This is a genomic window from Pantoea sp. AG1095 (genome assembly GCF_003208415.1).
Classification (GTDB): domain Bacteria; phylum Pseudomonadota; class Gammaproteobacteria; order Enterobacterales; family Enterobacteriaceae; genus Pantoea; species Pantoea leporis.
The window spans coordinates 37,587-57,040 of the sequence record NZ_QKMJ01000017.1; the positions used below are offsets into that span (position 1 = coordinate 37,587).

General features: G+C 56.8%; 18 protein-coding genes. 16 read left to right on the forward strand and 2 right to left on the reverse strand.

All coding sequences use genetic code 11. From position 1 onward, the window contains the following. Position 1: 1 nt before the first annotated feature. The 5 genes from DEU53_RS21980 to DEU53_RS22000 all read left to right on the forward strand — a co-directional run bounded on the left by DEU53_RS21980 (position 2) and on the right by DEU53_RS22000 (position 4,871). On the forward strand, positions 2–985 hold the full coding sequence (locus DEU53_RS21980; RefSeq protein ID WP_101762809.1) for a ribose ABC transporter permease: 984 nt from the start codon (positions 2–4) through the stop codon (positions 983–985). 221 nt (positions 986–1,206) lie between these two features. Continuing rightward, entirely contained in the window at positions 1,207–2,145 is a 939-nt protein-coding gene (locus tag DEU53_RS21985; protein WP_101762808.1) for an ABC transporter substrate-binding protein, read from the forward strand. Positions 2,146–2,261: 116 nt separating this feature from the next. Next, on the forward strand, positions 2,262–2,945 hold the full coding sequence (locus tag DEU53_RS21990) for a D-lyxose/D-mannose family sugar isomerase (protein ID WP_110868355.1): 684 nt from the start codon (positions 2,262–2,264) through the stop codon (positions 2,943–2,945). An 11-nt stretch (positions 2,946–2,956) separates the two neighbouring features. Beyond that, positions 2,957–3,817, forward strand: a complete 861-nt coding sequence (locus tag DEU53_RS21995; RefSeq protein ID WP_101762806.1) for a ketose 1,6-bisphosphate aldolase — start codon at positions 2,957–2,959, stop codon at positions 3,815–3,817. A 4-nt stretch (positions 3,818–3,821) separates the two neighbouring features. Next, a complete protein-coding gene (locus DEU53_RS22000) occupies positions 3,822–4,871 on the forward strand; it encodes a carbohydrate kinase family protein (RefSeq protein WP_110868356.1) in 1,050 nt (349 codons plus the stop codon). Here DEU53_RS22000 and DEU53_RS22005 read toward each other — a convergent pair. After that, the gene (locus tag DEU53_RS22005) at positions 4,808–5,554 is read right to left on the reverse strand and encodes a response regulator (RefSeq protein ID WP_110868357.1); all 747 of its coding nucleotides are present in this window, start codon (positions 5,552–5,554) and stop codon (positions 4,808–4,810) included. The two genes, DEU53_RS22000 and DEU53_RS22005, sit on opposite strands and share 64 nt — an antisense overlap. 80 nt (positions 5,555–5,634) lie before the next feature. On the opposite strand from DEU53_RS22005, the gene DEU53_RS22970 reads away from it, so the two are divergent. From DEU53_RS22970 to DEU53_RS22015, 3 genes are all read left to right on the forward strand, one after another. Beyond that, positions 5,635–5,904: a hypothetical protein gene (locus DEU53_RS22970; RefSeq protein WP_137386057.1), complete on the forward strand. Its 270-nt coding sequence runs from the start codon at positions 5,635–5,637 to the stop codon at positions 5,902–5,904. A gap of 61 nt (positions 5,905–5,965) precedes the next feature. After that, positions 5,966–7,264 carry an NCS2 family permease gene (locus DEU53_RS22010; protein WP_008105472.1) on the forward strand — a complete coding sequence of 433 codons (1,299 nt, stop codon included), beginning with the start codon at positions 5,966–5,968 and terminating at the stop codon, positions 7,262–7,264. A 261-nt stretch (positions 7,265–7,525) separates the two neighbouring features. After that, positions 7,526–8,062 (forward strand): hypothetical protein, encoded by a 537-nt coding sequence (locus DEU53_RS22015; RefSeq protein WP_233501835.1) that lies wholly within the window; start codon positions 7,526–7,528, stop codon positions 8,060–8,062. A 50-nt stretch (positions 8,063–8,112) separates the two neighbouring features. Here DEU53_RS22015 and DEU53_RS22020 read toward each other — a convergent pair whose 3' ends face one another. Continuing rightward, on the reverse strand, positions 8,113–9,561 hold the full coding sequence (locus DEU53_RS22020) for an AMP nucleosidase (protein ID WP_110868358.1): 1,449 nt from the start codon (positions 9,559–9,561) through the stop codon (positions 8,113–8,115). A 400-nt stretch (positions 9,562–9,961) separates the two neighbouring features. Here DEU53_RS22020 and DEU53_RS22025 point away from each other — a divergent pair, with 400 nt between their 5' ends. The 8 genes from DEU53_RS22025 (at position 9,962) to DEU53_RS22055 (ending at position 19,449) form a co-directional block, all read left to right on the forward strand. Further along, positions 9,962–11,077, forward strand: a complete 1,116-nt coding sequence (locus tag DEU53_RS22025) for a branched-chain amino acid ABC transporter substrate-binding protein (protein WP_101762802.1) — start codon at positions 9,962–9,964, stop codon at positions 11,075–11,077. A gap of 82 nt (positions 11,078–11,159) precedes the next feature. After that, positions 11,160–12,074: a branched-chain amino acid ABC transporter permease LivH gene (locus tag DEU53_RS22030; protein ID WP_110868359.1), complete on the forward strand. Its 915-nt coding sequence runs from the start codon at positions 11,160–11,162 to the stop codon at positions 12,072–12,074. A gap of 10 nt (positions 12,075–12,084) precedes the next feature. Beyond that, positions 12,085–13,365 (forward strand): high-affinity branched-chain amino acid ABC transporter permease LivM, encoded by a 1,281-nt coding sequence (gene livM, locus DEU53_RS22035; protein WP_101762800.1) that lies wholly within the window; start codon positions 12,085–12,087, stop codon positions 13,363–13,365. After that, positions 13,358–14,233, forward strand: coding sequence for an ABC transporter ATP-binding protein (locus tag DEU53_RS22040; RefSeq protein WP_110868360.1), 876 nt, complete (start codon positions 13,358–13,360; stop codon positions 14,231–14,233). Before livM ends, DEU53_RS22040 begins: the two co-directional genes overlap by 8 nt. Beyond that, positions 14,226–14,975, forward strand: a complete 750-nt coding sequence (locus tag DEU53_RS22045; RefSeq protein ID WP_110868361.1) for an ABC transporter ATP-binding protein — start codon at positions 14,226–14,228, stop codon at positions 14,973–14,975. Before DEU53_RS22040 ends, DEU53_RS22045 begins: the two co-directional genes overlap by 8 nt. Before the next feature lie 120 nt (positions 14,976–15,095). Continuing rightward, entirely contained in the window at positions 15,096–16,508 is a 1,413-nt protein-coding gene (locus tag DEU53_RS22050) for an EmmdR/YeeO family multidrug/toxin efflux MATE transporter (RefSeq protein WP_110868362.1), read from the forward strand. Positions 16,509–16,640: 132 nt separating this feature from the next. Next, entirely contained in the window at positions 16,641–16,808 is a 168-nt protein-coding gene (locus tag DEU53_RS23105; protein ID WP_167391193.1) for a hypothetical protein, read from the forward strand. Positions 16,809–17,163: 355 nt separating this feature from the next. Beyond that, positions 17,164–19,449, forward strand: coding sequence for a catecholate siderophore receptor Fiu (locus tag DEU53_RS22055; protein WP_110868363.1), 2,286 nt, complete (start codon positions 17,164–17,166; stop codon positions 19,447–19,449). Positions 19,450–19,454: the final 5 nt, after the last annotated feature.

The window sequence follows — 19,454 nt, forward strand, 5'->3', positions numbered from 1 at the left end:
AATGACCAGTGAATCCGCACGCGTAAAAAGTCCCACCCTCAAGCGCGCGTTAATGAGTGACCTGCTGCAAACCGTCGGCATCCTGCCGATTCTGATCCTGATCGTGGCGGTGTTCGGCTTTGTCACGCCGAACTTCTTCACCGAGGGCAATCTGCTCAACATTACGCGTCAGGCCTCGATCAACATCGTGCTGGCGGCGGGCATGACCTTTGTCATTCTCACCGGCGGCATCGATTTGTCGGTGGGATCGATGCTCGGCACCACGGCGGTGGTGGCGATGGCGGTGTCGCTCGATCCGGCATTTGCGTCACTGACGATCCCGGCGGCGTTAGGTGCCGGGCTGATTATGGGGTTGTTCAACGGCATTCTGGTGGCGTGGGCGGGGCTGCCGCCCTTTATTGTCACGCTCGGCACCTACACCGCGATGCGCGGCGCGGCTTATCTGCTAGCGAACGGCACCACGGTGATCAACTCCGACATCAACTTTGAATGGATAGGCAACGGCTATCTCGGGCCGGTGCCGTGGCTGATCATCATCGCCTTTGCGGTGATCGCGCTGTGCTGGTTCATTCTGCGCCGCACTACCTTAGGCGTACACATTTATGCCGTTGGCGGCAACGTGCAGGCGGCGCGCCTGACCGGCATCAAAGTCAGCGTGGTGCTGCTGTTTGTCTACGCCATGAGCGGCTTGCTGTCGGGGCTGGCCGGATTGATGAGCGCCTCGCGGCTCTACAGCGCCAACGGCAACCTTGGCGTCGGTTACGAGCTGGATGCGATAGCGGCGGTGATCCTCGGTGGCACCAGCTTTGTCGGCGGCATCGGCACCATCACCGGCACGCTGATTGGTGCGCTGATTATCGCCACGCTGAATAACGGGATGACGCTGATGGGCGTCTCCTATTTCTGGCAGTTAGTGATTAAGGGCGCGGTGATCATTATCGCGGTGTTGATCGATAAGTACCGGACGCGGCATCACGTGGGTTGAGTTACAAGGTGCTGGCTGTTTTAGAAGGTGCTGGCTGTCCCAGACTGTGCTGGCTGTCCCCCTCCTCGGTCCTCCCCCATTAATGGGGGAGGAAGATGCTGCCACATGCTCGTACTGAAGCTGCATGTGGCAACGTCTCCTTCCCCCGCTTGCGGGGGAAGGCCGGGATGGGGGACAGCGAGCACTAATCATAAAAACCAAAAAGCAGGAGAACATCGACTATGCGTTTTAATCCGATTCTAACCGGACTGCTGGCGGCTACGCTTTTGAGCGCGCCATTGGTGCAGGCCAAAGAGCTGAAATCCATTGGTGTGACCGTCGGCGATCTCGCCAACCCGTTCTTCGTGCAGATCACCAAAGGTGCCGAGCTGAAAGCGCGTGAACTGGCGGGCGACAAAGTCAACGTAACGCTGGTCTCCAGCGGCTACGATCTCGGCCAGCAGGTGGGGCAGATTGACAACTTCATCGCCGCTAAAGTGGACATGATCATCCTTAACGCCGCCGATTCCAAAGGTATCGCGCCCGCGGTAAAACGTGCGCGTGATGCCGGGATTGTGGTGGTGGCGGTCGACGTGGCGGCAGACGGCGCTAACGCCACTATCACCTCTGACAACACCGCCGCCGGTGCCATGGCGTGTAAATACATCTCCGACCGCCTGAAGGCCAAAGGCAACGTGGTGATCATCAATGGACCGCCGGTTTCTGCGGTGCAGAACCGTGTCGAAGGCTGCATGACCGAGCTGAAAACCCATCCGGACATCAAGCTGCTCTCCTACAACCAGAACGCCAAAGGCAGCCGCGAAGGTGGCCTCGAAGTGATGACCGGCCTGCTGTCGGCCAATCCGAAGATCGATGCAGTGTTCGCGATTAACGACCCAACGGCAATTGGTGCCGATCTGGCGGCGAAACAGGCGCAACGCAATGAGTTCTTTATTGTCGGCGTCGATGGATCGCCAGACGGTGAAGAGGCGCTGAAACGCAAAGGCTCGCTGTTCGTGGCCACGCCAGCGCAGGACCCGCAGGTGATGGCGGCGAAAGCGGTGGAGATCGGCTATGACATCCTGCAGGGCAAGCCCGCGCCAGATAAGCCGGTACTGATTCCGGTGACGATGATCGATCGTAACAGCGTCAGCAGCTACAAAGGCTGGACGGTGAAGTAAGCAGCCGCTGTCCCTCACCCTAACCCTCTCTCATAAATGGGAGAGGGGACAAATAGCGCCCTCTCCTGCTTGCGGGAGAAGGCTGGGGTGAGGGACAGCGTGGAAAGGAGGAGAAGATGCAACGCTCAGAAGTGAATGCGATCTTACAACGCACCCGCGAATTCTTTATGCGTCAGGATGTGCATCTGCCGCCGTGGGCCGATTACGGCCTCAGCCAGTGGCGCGCGCTCGATAAACATGACGCCGATGAACTGCTGGCGCTGCATCTTGGCTGGGATGTCACCAGCTTCGGCGCTGACGATTTCAATCAAACCGGTTTAACCCTGTTCACACTGCGCAACGGTTCGCGGGGTGGCCAGCCGTGGGCCAAACCTTATGCCGAAAAAATCATGCATGTGCGCGAAGGGCAGGTCACGCCGTTGCATTATCACCCGCAAAAGATGGAAGACATTATCAATCGCGGCGGCGGCAATCTGATCGTCACGCTGCATAACCGTGCGGGCAATCAGCTGGCTGATACGGCGGTTAACGTCACACTCGATGGCATCCGCCAAACCCACGCCGCCGGTTCGCAGCTGCGTTTATCGCCGGGCGAAAGCGTTACCTTGTTGCCGGGCATCTGGCACAGCTTTTGGGGCGAAGAGGGCTACGGCGATGTGCTGGTGGGTGAAGTCTCGATGCCCAATGACGACGAACATGACAACGTGTTTCTCACGCCGCTGGCGCGCTTCAATCCGCTGGATGAAGATGAAGCACCACGCTGGCTGCTGTGTAACGAATATCACCGCTGGCTGGCCTAAAGGAGCCTGATATGGCACTGATTTCACTGGCGCAGGGTTTGGCCCATGCGCAACAGAACGGCTACGCGCTTGGCGCGTTTAACGTCCTCGACACCCATTTCCTGCGCGCGCTCTATCAGGCCGCTGAGCGGCAGCGCTCGCCGTTTATTATCAGCATCGCTGAAGTGCATTTTAAGTATGTCAGCCTCGAGCATTTGGTCGCCGCGGTGCGCACCGAAGCGGCGCTGCACGCTATTCCGGTGGTGCTGCATCTCGATCATGGCCTGCATTTTGAGGCGGTGATGCAGGCGATTCGCCTTGGCTTCACCTCGGTCATGTTCGATGGATCGACGCTCAGCTACGAGGAGAACGTGCGCCAGACGCGCGAGGTGGTGAAGATGTGTCACGCGCTCGGCGTGTCGGTGGAGGCCGAACTCGGTGCGGTGGGCGGCGATGAAGGCGGTGCGCTGTTTGGCGAGGCCGACAGCGATAAATTTACCGATCCGGCGCAGGCCGCTGATTTTGTGCACTCCACCGGCATTGATTGCCTGGCGGTGGCGATTGGCAATGCGCACGGCAAATACAAAGGCGAACCCAAACTCGACTTCGACCGGCTGGCAGCGATTCGCGCGACGGCCGGCATTCCGCTGGTGCTGCATGGCGGTTCCGGCATTAGCGACGCGGATTTCCGCCGCGCCGTCAGCCTTGGCATCAACAAAATCAATTTTTATACCGGCATGTCGCAGGCGGCGCTTGGGGCGATTGAAGCGCAGATCGCCCAACGCGATGCGCGCTACGACGCCTTTGCTGAGTTGTTGATGGCGGTAGAGCGCGACATCGCCAACGTGGTGGCGCAGCAGATGCAGGTATTCGGCAGCGCCGGGAGGGCATAACCGCATGGTGCGTAACGGAATCATCGGTGCCGGCAGCATGCTGGTGGATCACGTGCAGCGCATCAGCCATTGGCCGGAACAAGGTTGGCTAACCGAGATTCAGCACAGCGAGAAGTGCAGCGGCGGCGCGGCGCTCAACGTACTGTTTACGCTGGCGCGCATGCAGCTGAATCTGCCGCTGGCGGGCGTCGGCATGGTGGGCGAGGACAGCGACGGCGACTACATTCTGCAACTGCTGGACGATCATCACATTGACCGCCAGTTTGTGCAGCGCATCGCAAGCATCAATACGGCGATGACGCAGGTGATGACCACGCCGGATGGCCAGCGCACCTTCTTCCATGCGCGCGGCGCCAATGGCAAGCTCGATCTGGCGCACTTCGCCGACGTCTTCACGTCCCATCGCATCTTCCATCTCGGGTATTTACTGCTGCTGGATAGCCTTGATGTGCCGGACGATCAATACGGCACGCGCAGCGCACGGCTGCTGGCGCAGATGCAGCAGCGCGGCTATCTCACCTCCCTCGATTTGGTATCGCGCGTGGGCGAATATCGACCGCTGGTGGTGCCTGCGCTGCGCTGGCTCGATTATCTGGTGATCAACGAACTGGAGGCGCAATCACTCACCGGCATCAGTTTGCGCACGCCGCACGGGCTTGCCGCCCCCGAAGCTTTTGCCGAGGCGGCTACCTGGCTAATGCAGCAAGGCGTACGTCAGCGGGTGGTGATCCACGCACCCGAAGGCGCGTGGGGCCAGCAAGCGGACGGCGAAGAGCGCTGGCAACCGGCGTGGTGCTTAGCGCCAGAAGAGATCGTTGGCAGCGTGGGGGCGGGCGATGCGTTTTGCGCCGGTGTGCTCTATGCCAGCCATGAAGGCTGGTCGCTGACGGAAACGCTGAAGCTGGCGCACACCTGCGCCTGTTTTAATCTGCATGCTGCCAACGCGCTGGACGGCACGCGGCCATTAGCCGAGATGCAGCGCTGGATGGATCAGGCGATTTGCGTTTCACGTGCCGAAGAAGCCGGACGCATCACGTCGGCGGAGAAAACATAGCCGAGACCGCGAATGGTGCGGATCAGGTTCGGTTGATGCGGATTGATTTCTATCTTGCGTCGAAGCCGCATAATCAGTACATCAATAGTGCGATCAAACACCTCAAGGCTTTCGCTGTGCGTCAGTTCGAGCAGTTGATCGCGGGTTAATACTTTGCGCGCATGCGCCACCAGCGCGCGCAGCAGCGTGTATTCACCTTGCGTTAGCGGCACGCTTTCACGCTGCGGATTGAACAGTTGGCAGCGCGCATCGTCGAGGCGCCAGCCGTTAAATTGCCAACCTTCATCTGCTAACGCTTCCGGCTGCGCCAGCCGTCCGCAGCGTCGCAGCGCCGCGCGTGCCCGAGCCACTACCACGCGCGGGTTGAACGGCTTGGCGATGTAATCATCCGCGCCCATCTCCAGCCCCACCACCATATCCGCTTCCGAACCCATGCCGGTCAACATGATCACCAGCAGATCGGGACGCTGCCGCTGCATCTGTTGCAGCACCAGCAAGCCGTTGGTGTCTGGCAGCATCATATCCAGCATCACCAGTGAAATTTCCGGGTGTAGCGTGAGCAGGGCTAGCGCATCTTTACCCTGATGGCAGCAATAAACGGTAAATACATGTTCATTCAACACATCGTGCAGCAATTCGCACACTGCACGATCATCATCGACCACCAGAATCGCGGGCTTCATGGATGCGCCTCTTTTGTTACGAAAGGGTTAAAAGCAGTGTAACCCGATGTTTTTTACCTGCTGATTAAGGCAACAGAAACGTGAGCGCCATCGCCTGGCAGAGTGCGGAAGCGTGCAGTGCCGCACTCTTTTTGCCAAACCATCGTCAGGTAGGAAAACGATTGCGCGGCGCTGGTGCAATGCACCATAATCGCGCCTCATTCTGGTTCAGAATAATCTTAGCCGCAGCCGCAAATGAAAACGTAATCGATTGCGTAGGGGAGTGGCATAGCTATTGCTATATGGACAGGGGAAAGCGCAAGGTTTCACAACCTGTTGTCCAGTTTGCTTCGCTTTCAAAACAACAATAAGCATGTAAACCACATTGGCAAGGAGCGCGCGCATTCGTGCCGACTCCGCTCATGAGAGATGATGATGTTAGAAAAACTCTTCAAACTAAAAGCGCACAACACCACGGTTCGCACCGAAATCATTGCGGGTATCACCACCTTCCTGGCAATGGCTTACATCCTGTTTGTTAACCCGAGCATTCTCGGCGCAACCGGCATGGATAAAGGTGCGGTCTTCGTGGCGACCTGTCTGGCGGCGGCGATTGGCTGTGTGTTAATGGGCCTGATCGCTAACTATCCGATTGCACTTGCACCGGGCATGGGCCTCAACGCCTTCTTCACCTACACCGTGGTGCTGCATATGGGTTACACCTGGCAAGTCGCGCTGGGCGCGGTGTTCTTGTCGGCGGTGATCTTCTTTGCCATGTCGCTTTTCAAAATCCGTGAGTGGATTATTAACAGTATTCCGCTGCCGCTGCGTGCCGGTATTGGTGCCGGTATCGGTCTGTTCCTGGCGATTATCGCGCTGGAAGGCGCGGGTATCGTGGTGGATAACCCAGCAACGCTGGTTGGCCTGGGCGACCTGACCAAACCGGGTCCGCTGCTGGCGCTGCTCGGCTTCTTCATCATTGTGGTGCTGGAAGCGCGTCGCGTTACCGGTGCGGTGCTGATCGGCATTCTGGTGGTGACCTTCATTTCTATGGGCATTGGCCTGACACCGTTTGGCGGCGTGTTCTCCGCTCCGCCCTCTATCGCGCCAACCTTTATGCAGCTGGATATCGCCGGTGCCTTTAACGTCGGTTTGGTGAGCGTAATCTTCGCCTTCCTGTTCGTGGACGTGTTCGATAACACCGGCACCTTGCTGGGTGTGACCAAGCGCGCCGGTCTGGCGGATGAGCAGGGCAACGTGCCGAAAATGGGCCGTGCGTTGATCGCAGATAGCGCCGCCGCGCTGTTCGGCTCGCTGCTTGGTACTTCAACCACCACCAGCTATGTGGAATCTGCTGCCGGCGTCAGCGCCGGTGGCCGCACCGGCCTGACGGCGATTGTGGTGGCGATTCTGTTTCTGCTGAGCCTGTTCTTCTCGCCGCTGGCGGGCAGCGTACCGGTTTATGCCACCGCACCAGCGCTGCTGTTTGTGGCGGTGCTGATGGCGTCTGGCCTGGCGGATATTGACTGGAAAGATATCACCACCGCCGCGCCGGTAACCGTGACCGCGCTGACCATGCCGCTGACCTACTCGATCGCCAACGGTATTGCGTTCGGCTTCATCACCTGGACGGTGGTGAAACTGCTGAGCGGCCGCACCAAAGAGGTCAACCCGGCGCTGATCATTTTGTCGATTCTGTTTGTTATCAAACTGGGCTGGCTGAGCGCGTAAATGTTGCTTAACGGAAGCCCGCTCGGGCTTCCGTGTCTGCTGTTGCATCCCTTCGTTTATTTTCTGCGTGACACTTCGCAATCCTTTTTGATGCTCACTTTCCTTACCTCTCAAAACAGCCCAGGCTGTGCGTGTTATTTGAACCTGCCCGCAAAAAATGTGCTGTGAATGGCGGGATCGTGGAATGTTAACGCTGCGCAAATCTGTTTCACTAACAGTGTGGTGGAAAGATTGAGCTGCGCGATGGAAGAGGATTCGGTGATGGATTACCCCATTAGCAATACAACTCGTGTGTTCCCACCGCTTATTTTTGACGTTGGTAACAAAGGAGATCATCAAATGGAACAACTCACCAAACGAGTTGAAGAGCTGGAAAAAACCACGCAGCAGATTCAGATGGATGTTGCTGTGCTAACTGCGCGTTCAGAGCATTTTGCGACTAAAGCGGATATCGAAAAGGTCAGGGCCGAGCAGGGCGTGATGCGTGTGGAGATTATGGGCGAGCTGGGGGCGCTTGAACAACGTCTCGATAAAAAGTTTGAGCGGATGGAAGACAAATTCGATAAAAAGTTCGAAAAGATAGATGAGAAGTTTGGAAAGATAGATGAGAAGTTCGAAAGGATTGATGAGAAGTTTGAAAGGATTGATGAGAAGTTCGAAAGAGTTGATCAGAGATTCAATCAGCTGGAAGATAGAATATCTGCCTTCAACAACAGCATCACCTGGAAAATCATGATACCGACCGGCCTTCTGGTGCTGGCGTGGTTTGTGCAGAATATCGTTTTGAAAATGTCATGACGCGCTTTACTGCACGGTTCCGGCCCTTCATGGGCCAGAACTCATCATGATTACCTAAACGGCGGCTCGTTGAAGGTTCTCAGCTTCCTCGAATGCAGCTTGTCGCCTTCAGCTCGCAGCAGTTCTACCGCGCAGATGCCAATCTGCAGGTGCTCAGAGATTGCGCCCTCATAGAAGCGGTTTGCCTGGCCCGGTAGCTTGATCTCGCCATGCAGCGGTTTATCGGATACGCATAGCAAGGTGCCGTAAGGCACGCGGAAGCGATAACCCTGCGCGGCTATGGTGGCGCTCTCCATATCAACCGCTACGGCGCGGCTCAGGTTGAAGCGCAGCGCCGAAGCGGAGTAGCGCAGCTCCCAGTTACGGTCATCGGTGGTGACCACGGTGCCGGTGCGCAGGCGCTGTTTAACTTCTTCGCCGGGCATGCCGCTGACCGCTTTGGTGGCGTCATACAGTGCGCGCTGCACTTCGGCGATGCTGGGGATTGGGATATCTGGCGGCAGTACGCTATCCAGTACGTGGTCGTCGCGCAGGTAGGCATGCGCCAGCACATAGTCGCCGATGGTCTGGCTTTCGCGCAGTCCACCGCAGTGGCCAATCATCAGCCAGGCGTGCGGACGAATCACCGCCAGGTGGTCACAGATGGTTTTGGCATTGGATGGGCCCACGCCAATGTTCACCAGCGTAATGCCGCGACGATTCGGTGATGTCAGGTGCCATGCCGGCATTTGGTGCTTCTTCCACGCCAGATCGGACATCATCGCCGTCGGGTCTTGCGTATCGGCGGTGATCACCACTTCACCGGCGCAGGCCAGGCTGTCGTAAGGCGTGGTGGGATCCTGCACCTGCTCAATCGCCCAGCGCACGAACTCATCGACGTAGCGCGTGTAGTTGGTAAACAGCACGAACGGCTGAAAGTGCTCTACGCTCGTGCCGGTGTAGTGGCGCAGGCGTGCCAGTGAGAAATCGGTGCGCAGGGCGTCAAAGTGCGACAGCGGGAAAATCGCATTGGCGTGGAACAGGCCGTCGGCGGTTTCATCACCGATTTGCGACAGTTCGGTGGTGGGGAAATGGCGTGCGATGCTGGCGCTCATTGAGCGGTCCAGTGACAAGCCGTCAATCACATAAGGATAAGGAATTTCCTGCTGTGAAGGCGCGACCTCAATCAGCACGTCGTACTCCTTCTCCAGCATCTGCAGCTGCTCGCTGAGATAGTGCCGCAGTAGCGCCGGGCGCGTGATGGTGGTGCTGTAGCTGCCGGTATGGGTAAAACGTCCCCACGCGCGGGTGCGATTTTGCTGCGGACCTTCACCCAGCCAGGTGATGCGCAGCTGCGGATAAACAAACAGCCCTTGCTGACGCGCGGCCTCATCCGGCAACTGTCCGGTGGCAGTGAAATCGCGAATGGCGTTGCGCAGCGCGTCAACGGCTGCGTCGTACAGGCGTTCTAGTTCGTCCAGCGCTTGCTGGCTGCTCAATCCGTTCCGTTGTGTATTCATGGGTTCTCCTTCAGAAACATGGACCGTTTTCACCAGAGCATAGCGGATAAACCCTGCGCTACGATGAAGAATCTGTGATCGACCGCATTCTGCACCATCACGGTGCTGGTGCGTGGCGTAACCGCGGCTATGTTTATGATCAGCAGGGATGTTACATCGCGTGTCTCCTGTTCTGGAGCGATGCCCGAGTAATAAATCGTCCACCTTCGCGGTATTGGCGAGCTTATTGCTTAGTTTTCAACCGTGGCCTTAATGAATCTATCCCGTTCTTAAAGCAGGTTGCCATAAATGGCGACTCTTCGGGTGTTGGAGGCCGCACTCTGTTCTGCCGAAGTTTCAGAAATTGATTTCTCCCAGGCCGTGGTATGGCTCCGTTCCTGACCCGTTGAGGATTGAAAGCATGTCTTTGAAATTCATAAAACACCCAATGAAGGTGGCGATTGCAGGTTGTTTAAGCGTGGCCTTTTACGCTCAGGCAGATATTAAAATTGGTGTGGCGGGTCCGTTCTCTGGGCCTAATGCGACGTACGGCGCGCAATACTGGAAAGGCGCAAGCCAGGCCGCGGAGGATATCAATGCGGCAGGCGGCATCAACGGCGAGAAAATCGTGCTGGTGCAGGGCGACGACGCGTGTGAACCGAAGCAGGCGGTATCCGTCGCTAACCGATTGGTCGATCAGGATAAAGTGATGGCGGTGGTCGGCCACTTCTGCTCCTCATCCACCATGCCCGCTTCGGAAGTCTATGATGAGGCCGGCGTTTTAGCGATCACGCCCGGATCCACCAACCCGAAAATTACCGAACGCGGCATGAAAACCCTATTCCGCATGTGTGGGCGTGATGACCAGCAAGGCGCTATCGCCGCGGATTACATCATCGACAAGCTGAAAGCGAAGAAAGTGGTCATCATTCATGACAAAGACACTTACGGCCAGGGTTTGGCGGATGCCACCAAAGCCTCACTTGAGAAGCGCGGCGTAAAAGAAGTGCTGTATGAAGGGTTGTCGCGCGGTGAGAAAGATTTCAATGCGCTGGTAACCAAGATCGGCGCGCTGAAACCGGACGTGGTCTATTTCGGCGGATGTCATCCCGAAGCCGGTCCGCTGGTGCGTCAGATGCGTGAGCAGGGCGTTAATGCGGCTTTCTTCTCCGGTGACTGCATTGTGACGGAAGAGATGGTGACGGCAGCAGGCGGCCCGCAATACACCAAAGGCGTCTACATGACCTTCGGCAACGATCCGCGCACCATCGCCGATGGCAAAGCGGTCATCGACAAATTCCGCGCCAGCGGATTTGAGCCAGAAGGTTACACCCTGTATGCCTACGCCTCCGTGCAGACGCTGGCCGCCGCTTACAAAGCAGCCGGTAAAGACAACGCCAAGGCCAGCGACTGGCTGAAAGCCAACAGCGTCGATACCGTCATGGGCAAAAAAGGCTGGGATAGTAAAGGCGATCTCAAGGTGTCGGATTACGTCGTGTATCAATGGGACGACAAAGGCAAGTATCACCAGCTGTAATGTGCCACGCGGCCCCGTACAGTGCGGGGCCATTCGCGATTGCGCGCGAGGTGTGCGCTCCCATTGAGTACGAGACGACATTATGGACGCCTTTTTCTTACAGCAGCTGATCAACGGTTTAACGCTCGGTGCCGTGTATGGCCTGATCGCCATCGGTTACACCATGGTTTACGGCATTATCGGCATGATCAACTTCGCCCACGGCGAGGTGTATATGATCTCCGCCTATCTGTGTGCCATTGGCTTATCGCTACTCAGCTTTTTTGGCATTCACTCCTTCCCGCTACTGATATTCGGCACCTTAATCTTCACCATTATCGTCACCTCGGCTTACGGCTGGGCGATTGAGCGCATCGCCTATCGACCGCTGCGCAATTCGACGCGCCTCGCGCCGCTGATTTCAGCAATTGGCATGTCACTGATTTTGCAGAACTATGTGCAGCTCAGTCAGGGGCCAAATCAGCAGGGCATTCCGACGTTGCTGACCGGCGTGTTGCGCATGGAATTTGATGGTGGCGTGGTGCAAATCACCTGGACCAAAATCTTCATCCTGATCGCGGCGTTATGCGGCATGGCGCTGCTGACCTGGATTATCCAGTACACCAAACTCGGGCGTATTTGCCGTGCAGTGCAGCAGGATCGACGCATGGCTTCCATTCTCGGCATCAATACCGATCGCGTTATCTCGCTGGTGTTTGTGATTGGTGCGGCGATGGCGGGATTGGCCGGCGTGCTGGTGACCATGAATTACGGCACCTTTGATTTTTACGCCGGATTTATCATTGGCATCAAAGCGTTCACCGCTGCGGTGCTCGGCGGCATCGGTTCGCTGCCGGGCGCGATGCTTGGAGGATTGCTGCTGGGCGTCGCGGAAGCGCAGTTCGCCGGGATGGTGAATTCTGACTACAAAGATGTGTTCTCGTTTTCGCTGCTGGTGGTGATTTTGATCTTCCGCCCGCAAGGACTGCTGGGACGTCCGCTGGTCGCTAAAGTGTGAGGAAGCCCCGATGAATGCAATGACGCAAAATCCTGTGCGCCAGGCGCTGCTCGATACGCTGCTGGCGGGGTTAGTAGCGCTGGTGGTATTTGGTCCGATTGTTGGCGTGGTGCTCGACGGTTACAGCTTCAAACTGTCGCCACAGCGCGTGGCGCTGCTGGTGGCGGTGGTGATGGCGGGGCGTTTGCTGTTCAGTTTGTTTCTGCACGCGCCTGTTGGTCAGCGCATCATGCGCAAGTTTGCCAGCAGCGATGACGGGGTTTACGTGCGCGAGCCCGGCTATCGTTCGCGTTTGCGCTGGATATTGCCGCTGCTGCTGATCGTGGCGCTGGCCTTTCCGTTTCTCTCCAGTAAATATCTGCTGACGGTGGCGATTCTCGGCCTGATTTATGTGCTGCTCGGGTTGGGCTTGAATATTGTGGTTGGGCTCGCCGGATTACTTGATCTCGGCTACGTGGCTTTTTATGCCATCGGAGCGTACGGCCTGGCGCTTGGCTATCAATATCTCGGATTGGGTTTCTGGAGCATGCTGCCGCTGGCGGCGCTGCTGGCAGCTTTTGCTGGCGCGCTGCTCGGGTTCCCGGTGCTGCGCATGCACGGCGATTATCTGGCGATTGTCACGCTCGGCTTTGGTGAAATCATTCGTCTGGTGCTGACCAATTGGGTCGCCTTTACCGGCGGCCCGAACGGGGTTTCCGTGCCGTCGCCGACCTTCTTTGGCCTCGAGTTTGCCCGCCGCGCGCGCGATGGCGGCGTGCCGTATCACGAGTTTCTGCACGTCACTTACAACCCGAATATGAAATTTATCTTTATCTATGTTGTGCTGGTTCTGGTGGTGTTGCTGGTGCTGTGGATCAAGCATCGCCTGACGCGTATGCCGATTGGCCGCGCCTGGGAAGCGCTGCGTGAAGATGAGATTGCCTGCCGCGCGATGGGCCTTAATCATGTGTTGGTAAAGCTTTCAGCCTTTATGTTGGGCGCGTCAACGGCGGGCATCGCCGGGGTGTTTTTTGCCAGCTATCAGGGCTTCGTTAATCCCACCTCGTTTACCTTTTTTGAGTCGGCGCTGATTCTCGCCATTGTGGTGCTTGGTGGGATGGGATCGACGCTCGGCGTGGTGCTGGCAGCGTTTGTGCTGACGGTGGCACCGGAACTGCTGCGCAGCTTTGCCGAATACCGCGTGCTGCTGTTCGGCATGCTAATGGTGCTGATGATGATCTGGCGGCCACGTGGGCTGGTGCGCACCGCACGCGTTGGCGTGCCACTGCGAAAAGGAGTGCGCCATGAGTGATGCCATCCTGCAAGTGGACAACCTGATGATGCGCTTTGGCGGCATCAAGGCGCTGAATGACGTCAGCCTGGCGGTGGAGCGCGGTTCGGTGACCTCATTAATTGGTCCTAACGGTGCCGGTAAAACCACGGTATTCAACTGCCTGACCGGTTTTTATCGCGCCACTGGCGGACGCATTGTGCTCAACGCCAATCAGCGCAGCACCGATGTGATTCAGGTGCTGGGGCAAAAAATTCATGCAGGTGACTGGATCAATCCTACACGGCTCGGCTCGCGGCTCTGGTACAAGATGTTTGGCGGCGCGCATTTGGTGAACCGCGCCGGGCTGGCGCGTACCTTTCAAAATATCCGGCTGTTCCGCGAAATGTCGGTGATTGAGAATCTGCTGGTGGCACAGCATATGCAGGTCAATCGTCAGCTGCTGGCGGGCGTGCTGAACACGCGCGGCTACCGCGAAGCAGAAAATCGCGCGCTGGATCGCGCTTTTTACTGGCTGGAAAACGTCGATTTGGTCGCCAGCGCCAACCGCCTGGCGGGCACGCTCTCTTACGGTCAGCAACGGCGGCTGGAGATCGCGCGCGCCATGTGTACGCGACCGGAACTGATTTGTCTGGATGAACCGGCGGCTGGGCTGAATCCGGTGGAAACCGAGGCGTTGAGCGCGATTTTGCATCGTCTGCGCGCCGACCATCGCATCAGCGTGTTACTGATTGAACACGACATGCCCATGGTGATGCGCATTTCCGATCACATCGTAGTGCTCGATCATGGCGATGTGATTGCCCAGGGCACGCCGCAGCAAATTCGTCACGATCCCAAAGTGATTGCCGCCTATCTCGGCGCAGAAGAGGAGAGCGATCATGGCTGAACCGATGCTGGCTTTTGAGCAAGTCGATGTGTTTTACGGTCCTTTGCAGGCGTTGAAACAGGTGTCGTTGACGGTGAATCAGGGCGAAACCGTGGCGCTGATTGGCGCTAACGGCGCGGGAAAATCCACGCTGCTGATGTCGATCTTTGGTCAGCCGCGCATTGCCAGCGGCGAGATCCGCTTGCGCGGCGAAGCGATCAGCCAGCGTTCGACGCACTTCATCGCGGCCAGCGGCATTGCGCAGGCCCCGGAAGGACGACGCATCTTCCCTGATATGACGGTGGAAGAGAACCTGCTGATGGGCACCATCGCTATCGGCGAACGTTTTGTTAAAGAGGACAAAGATCGCATGTATCAGCTGTTCCCGCGTCTGCTGGAGCGGCGTAAGCAGCGCGCCATGACGCTCTCGGGCGGCGAGCAGCAGATGCTGGCGATTGCCCGCGCGCTGATGAGTCGACCTAAGCTGTTGCTGCTCGACGAACCCAGTCTTGGCCTCGCGCCGATTGTGGTGAAGCAGATCTTTGGCATTCTGCGCGAGTTGACCCAGCAAGGCATGACGCTGTTTCTGGTGGAGCAGAATGCCCGCCATGCATTGCAGCTAGCCGATCGCGGCTATGTGATGGTGAACGGTGAGATTCGCCTGAGCGGCAGCGGCGCAGAGCTGCTCAATAATGACGACGTGCGCAGCGCCTATTTGGGCGGCGCAGCCGATCCTGCGGTGGTGGCGACAAAAAGTTTGTAATAATGATTAAATGGTGAGGGGAAACACTTTGCATAATTCTCAGTGGCCTATCATCATTATTACTCTTCTTCCTCTCCAAAGTGATTTGGTAATCCCTTGCAAAATCCTGACGTAGCAGTGATGCGGGCGGTCAGAAACACGGCGTGGTATCCCAAGCGCCGCGCTTACCGTACGTTGTTCTGGCGAGAAATCACCCCATTAGCCGTGCCCATCTTTATCGAAAACCTCTGCGTGATGCTGATGGGCGTCCTCAGTACCTTTTTGGTGAGCTGGCTGGGTAAAGAAGCGATGGCGGGCGTCGGTTTGGCCGACAGCTTCAACATGGTGATCATCTCCTTCTTTGCCGCCATCGATCTCGGCACCACGGTGGTGGTGGCGTTCAGCCTGGCGAAACGCAACGGCAAACGGGCGCGAGCCGCTACCAGACAGTCGCTGGGATTGATGACCGCGCTGGCGTTTGTGCTGGTGATCGCCATCGAGTTTTGGGGGCATTTGATCATTGATGTGATTGCCGGCAGCGCCGATCCCAAAGTGAAAGAGCTGGCGCTGAGCTATCTGCAAACCTCGGCGTGGAGCTATCCCGCAGCGGCGATTGCGCTGATAGGCAGCGGCGCGCTGCGTGGTGCGGGCAATACTAAAATCCCGATGCTGATCAACGGCGGCATGAACATTCTCAACATCGTGATCAGTAGCGTGCTGATTTACGGCTGCCTGGGATGGGAAGGCATGGGTTTTGTTGGTGCTGGATTGGGCTTAACCATCTCGCGCTACATCGGTGCAGCAGCGGCGATTTATGTGCTGTATCGCGGCATTACGCCAGCCCTGAAAATCTCCATCGCCAGCTATTTCCGGCGCTGGGACCGCAATATTCTGATGGAAGTGTTGGGCATTGGCGTGCCCGCCAGTATTGAATCGGTGCTGTTTAACGGCGGTAAGTTGCTGACGCAGATTTTTGTTGCTGGCATGGGTACCAATGAGATCGCCGGTAACTTTATCGCCTTCTCGATTGCTTCGCTGATTAACCTGCCGGGTAACGCGCTGGGATCGGCGTCGACCATCATTACCGGCCGCAGGCTGGGGCTGAATCAGGTGATGCAGGCTGAACGGCAAATCAAACACGTGTTCTGGCTGGCGATGATTGGATTGTGTTCGCTGGCGCTGATCACCGTGCCGCTCGCCGGAACACTCGCGCAGTTTTACAGCCGCGATCCGGAAGTCATTTCAGTTACCAAGCATTTGATTTGGCTGAATGCCGCCTTTATGCCGATCTGGACCGCTTCATGGGTGCTGCCCGCCAGCCTGAAAGGCGCGCGCGATGCGCGTTACACCATGTATGTGTCAATGTTTAGCATGTGGGGCGCCCGCGTCGTAGCCGGTTATTTCCTTGGGATTGTGTTGGGAATGGGCGTGATAGGCGTGTGGCTCGGCATGTTCCTCGACTGGACGGTGCGCGGCGTATTTTTCTGGTGGCGACTCAACAGCGGCAAATGGCTGAACAATTACCGCAAGATGATGGCGAAGAGCAGGGGATAGGGCATTGGCTGGTGCCCATTGTGGGCTCTACGTATATGCATTAATTGGCAATGAAGCGCACAACTAATCGGTTTGGTTATAGGAGAGAATACGGTTTACTGTCAGCGTCAATCATTTGTGGAGAAGCTGACAATGAAACACCTCTTGCAGCAGTGGTTTAACCAACTGATCAATGGCGAGACTGGACCCGCAGAAGAGCGCGAATTCGATCTCAGTAATCATATCGACCTGCTGATTCCCATCAGCCAGCTGTACGGTGTTGAGTTCCATCCTTCGGTGTATCGCTATTATGAGAGATGAGTGCCTGCATCATGTGATTCGCTACAGCTACTGGAATGAGCTGTGCGCTGTTGAATAAAAGAACCCGCTCCAGGCCAGCGGGTTTTTTTATGCCTGAAATTTGACCCTTCGTTCAAAAAAATTCATCAGATTTTCACACTCTCTATCAATTGTCTTGATTCCGTAATTTTCTCGTAAAGAAATGTATTCCTAACTCGCGGCGTGCGTGTAAGATAGAAAAGTAAATGATAACCATTGGCGTTATCATTTAGGTGTCACGCCAGCTCAACGCCTTGCCGCCGGAATGCTTCTGCGCCAGGCCATCCGCTGATGTGATGTGCGCGTCAATCATTACAAGAAACTCACTCCCTTAAAAATGGATAAAAATCGCAACCTGCCGTTTGGCAGCTTCAATTCCCTGACCTTGTTCACCGGGCTTTGCATTGGTATTTCTCCTGCTGCCGCATTAGCGGCAGAAAATGCCAACAAAAAATCTGACGATACCTTAGTGGTTGAAGCGCATACGCCATCGCTGTATGCCCCCAACGCATCTGCCGATCCGAAATTCAATCGTCCGCTGGTGGATACCACCCGCACCATGACGGTGATTCCGGATCAGGTGATTAAAGATCAGGGCGTAACCAATCTTACCGACGCGCTGAAAAACGTGCCGGGCGTGGGCGCGTTCTATGCGGGGGAAAACGGCAGTTCTACAACCGGTGATGCGGTGTATATGCGCGGCATTGATACCTCCAACAGCATTTACGTTGATGGTATTCGCGATATTGGTAGCGTGACGCGCGATACCTTCAACACTCAGCAGGTTGAAGTGATTAAAGGGCCATCGGGCACCGATTACGGACGCAGCGCGCCGTCAGGTTCGATCAATATGATCAGCAAACAGCCGCGCCTCGATAGCGGGCTCGACGCCTCAGTCAGCGTTGGCAGCGCGTGGATGCGTCGCGGCACGCTGGATTACAACCAGGCGATCAATGACAACGCCGCGTTCCGCCTCAATCTGATGGGTGAGAAAACTCACGATGCGGCGCGTGATAACGTGCAGAACGAGCGTTATGGCGTAGCGCCATCGCTGGCGTTGGGTCTGGATACTGCAACGCGCTTGTACCTCAACTATCTGCATGTGCATCAAAATAATACGCCCGATGGCGGCATTCCAACCATTGGCCTGCCGGGCTATTCGGCGCCGAATGCGGCGACATCGGCACTGAACAATTCTGGCAAAGTCGCGACCAGTAACTATTACGGCACCGATTCTGACTTTGATAAATCGACCACCGACAGCGCCACCATACGCTTCGAGCACGATATTAACGACAGCACCACCATCCGCAACACCACGCGTTGGTCACGCGTGAAGCAGGAATATCTGCTGACGGCGGTGATGGGCGGCGCCACCAATATCACTGCCCCGAACCGGAACGATGTGAATAGCTGGAGCTGGTCGCGCCTGGCGAACACCAAAGACATCAGCAACCGCATTCTCTCCAACCAAACCAACATCACCTCGAAGTTTTACACCGGTTCGGTTGGGCACGATGTCAGCGCGGGCGTGGAGTTTACGCGTGAAAATCAAACCAACTACGGCGTCAATGCGATCACGCCGCCATCGGTTAATATCTACCATCCCATCAGCAGCATTTCGGTGGGTGGATTGGACAGGAATGGTGCCAATGCTAACGGGCAAACCGATACCGCAGGCATTTACGCCTTTGATACGCTCGCGATAACCAAAAGTTTTGAACTAAACGGCGGCATTCGTCTCGATAACTATCACACTGAGTATGACAGCGCGACCGCCTGTGGCGGCACCGGACGCGGTGCGTTGACGTGCCCAGCTGGCGTGCCGCGCAATACGCCGGTTACCACCGTGGATACCGCGAAATCGGGCAATCTGGTGAACTGGAAAGCCGGTGCGCTTTATCGTCTGACCGAGCAGGGCAACGTGTATGTTAACTATGCCATTTCTCAGCAACCGCCAGGTGGCAGCAGCTTTGCACTGGCCGCGGGCGGCACCGGCAACAGCGCGAACCGCACCGACTTCAAACCGCAGAAAGCCAAGTCCAGCGAAGTGGGCACCAAATGGCAGGTGCTGGATAAACGTCTGTTGCTGAACGCGGCGCTGTTCCGTACCGATATTGAAAATGAAGTCACCGCTAACGACGACGGCACCTATTCGCAAGCCGGTAAAAAACGTGTGGAAGGCTATGAGCTCTCAGCCACTGGCAACATCACGCCAGATTGGGAAGTGATCGCCGGCTATACCCTGCAGCATGCGTCAGTGACCGAAGGGGATAGCGTATCGCAGGATGGATCTTCTGCGCTGGCTTACACGCCGAAGCACGCCTTTACGCTGTGGACCAACTATCAGGCAACCGATGCGATTTCAGTCGGTGCCGGTGCGCGTTATGTGGGCAGCCTGCGTCGCGGCAGCGATGGTGCGGTCGGTACGCCGGATCACACCGAAGGTTATTGGGTCGCCGATGCCAAATTGGGCTACAAGGTGAACAACAACCTCGATCTGCAGCTCAACGTGTACAACCTGTTTGATACCAACTATGTTGCGTCAATCAATAAGAGCGGTTATCGCTACCATCCAGGCGAGCCACGGACTTTCCTGCTGACGGCAAACGTGCATTTCTAAGTTAA

Bases quoted from the DNA above. Each gene is read 5' to 3' on its own strand.
- DEU53_RS21980 (WP_101762809.1), top strand. From the start codon at position 2: ATGACCAGTGAATCCGCACGCGTAAAAAGTCCCACCCTCAAGCGCGCG.
- DEU53_RS21985 (WP_101762808.1), top strand. From the start codon at position 1,207: ATGCGTTTTAATCCGATTCTAACCGGACTGCTGGCGGCTACGCTTTTG.
- DEU53_RS21990 (WP_110868355.1), top strand. From the start codon at position 2,262: ATGCAACGCTCAGAAGTGAATGCGATCTTACAACGCACCCGCGAATTC.
- DEU53_RS21995 (WP_101762806.1), top strand. From the start codon at position 2,957: ATGGCACTGATTTCACTGGCGCAGGGTTTGGCCCATGCGCAACAGAAC.
- DEU53_RS22000 (WP_110868356.1), top strand. From the start codon at position 3,822: ATGGTGCGTAACGGAATCATCGGTGCCGGCAGCATGCTGGTGGATCAC.
- DEU53_RS22005 (WP_110868357.1), bottom strand. From the start codon at position 5,554: ATGAAGCCCGCGATTCTGGTGGTCGATGATGATCGTGCAGTGTGCGAA.
- DEU53_RS22010 (WP_008105472.1), top strand. From the start codon at position 5,966: ATGATGTTAGAAAAACTCTTCAAACTAAAAGCGCACAACACCACGGTT.
- DEU53_RS22015 (WP_233501835.1), top strand. From the start codon at position 7,526: ATGGATTACCCCATTAGCAATACAACTCGTGTGTTCCCACCGCTTATT.
- DEU53_RS22020 (WP_110868358.1), bottom strand. From the start codon at position 9,561: ATGAATACACAACGGAACGGATTGAGCAGCCAGCAAGCGCTGGACGAA.
- DEU53_RS22025 (WP_101762802.1), top strand. From the start codon at position 9,962: ATGTCTTTGAAATTCATAAAACACCCAATGAAGGTGGCGATTGCAGGT.
- DEU53_RS22030 (WP_110868359.1), top strand. From the start codon at position 11,160: ATGGACGCCTTTTTCTTACAGCAGCTGATCAACGGTTTAACGCTCGGT.
- livM (WP_101762800.1), top strand. From the start codon at position 12,085: ATGAATGCAATGACGCAAAATCCTGTGCGCCAGGCGCTGCTCGATACG.
- DEU53_RS22040 (WP_110868360.1), top strand. From the start codon at position 13,358: ATGAGTGATGCCATCCTGCAAGTGGACAACCTGATGATGCGCTTTGGC.
- DEU53_RS22045 (WP_110868361.1), top strand. From the start codon at position 14,226: ATGGCTGAACCGATGCTGGCTTTTGAGCAAGTCGATGTGTTTTACGGT.
- DEU53_RS22050 (WP_110868362.1), top strand. From the start codon at position 15,096: ATGCGGGCGGTCAGAAACACGGCGTGGTATCCCAAGCGCCGCGCTTAC.
- DEU53_RS23105 (WP_167391193.1), top strand. From the start codon at position 16,641: ATGAAACACCTCTTGCAGCAGTGGTTTAACCAACTGATCAATGGCGAG.
- DEU53_RS22055 (WP_110868363.1), top strand. From the start codon at position 17,164: ATGGATAAAAATCGCAACCTGCCGTTTGGCAGCTTCAATTCCCTGACC.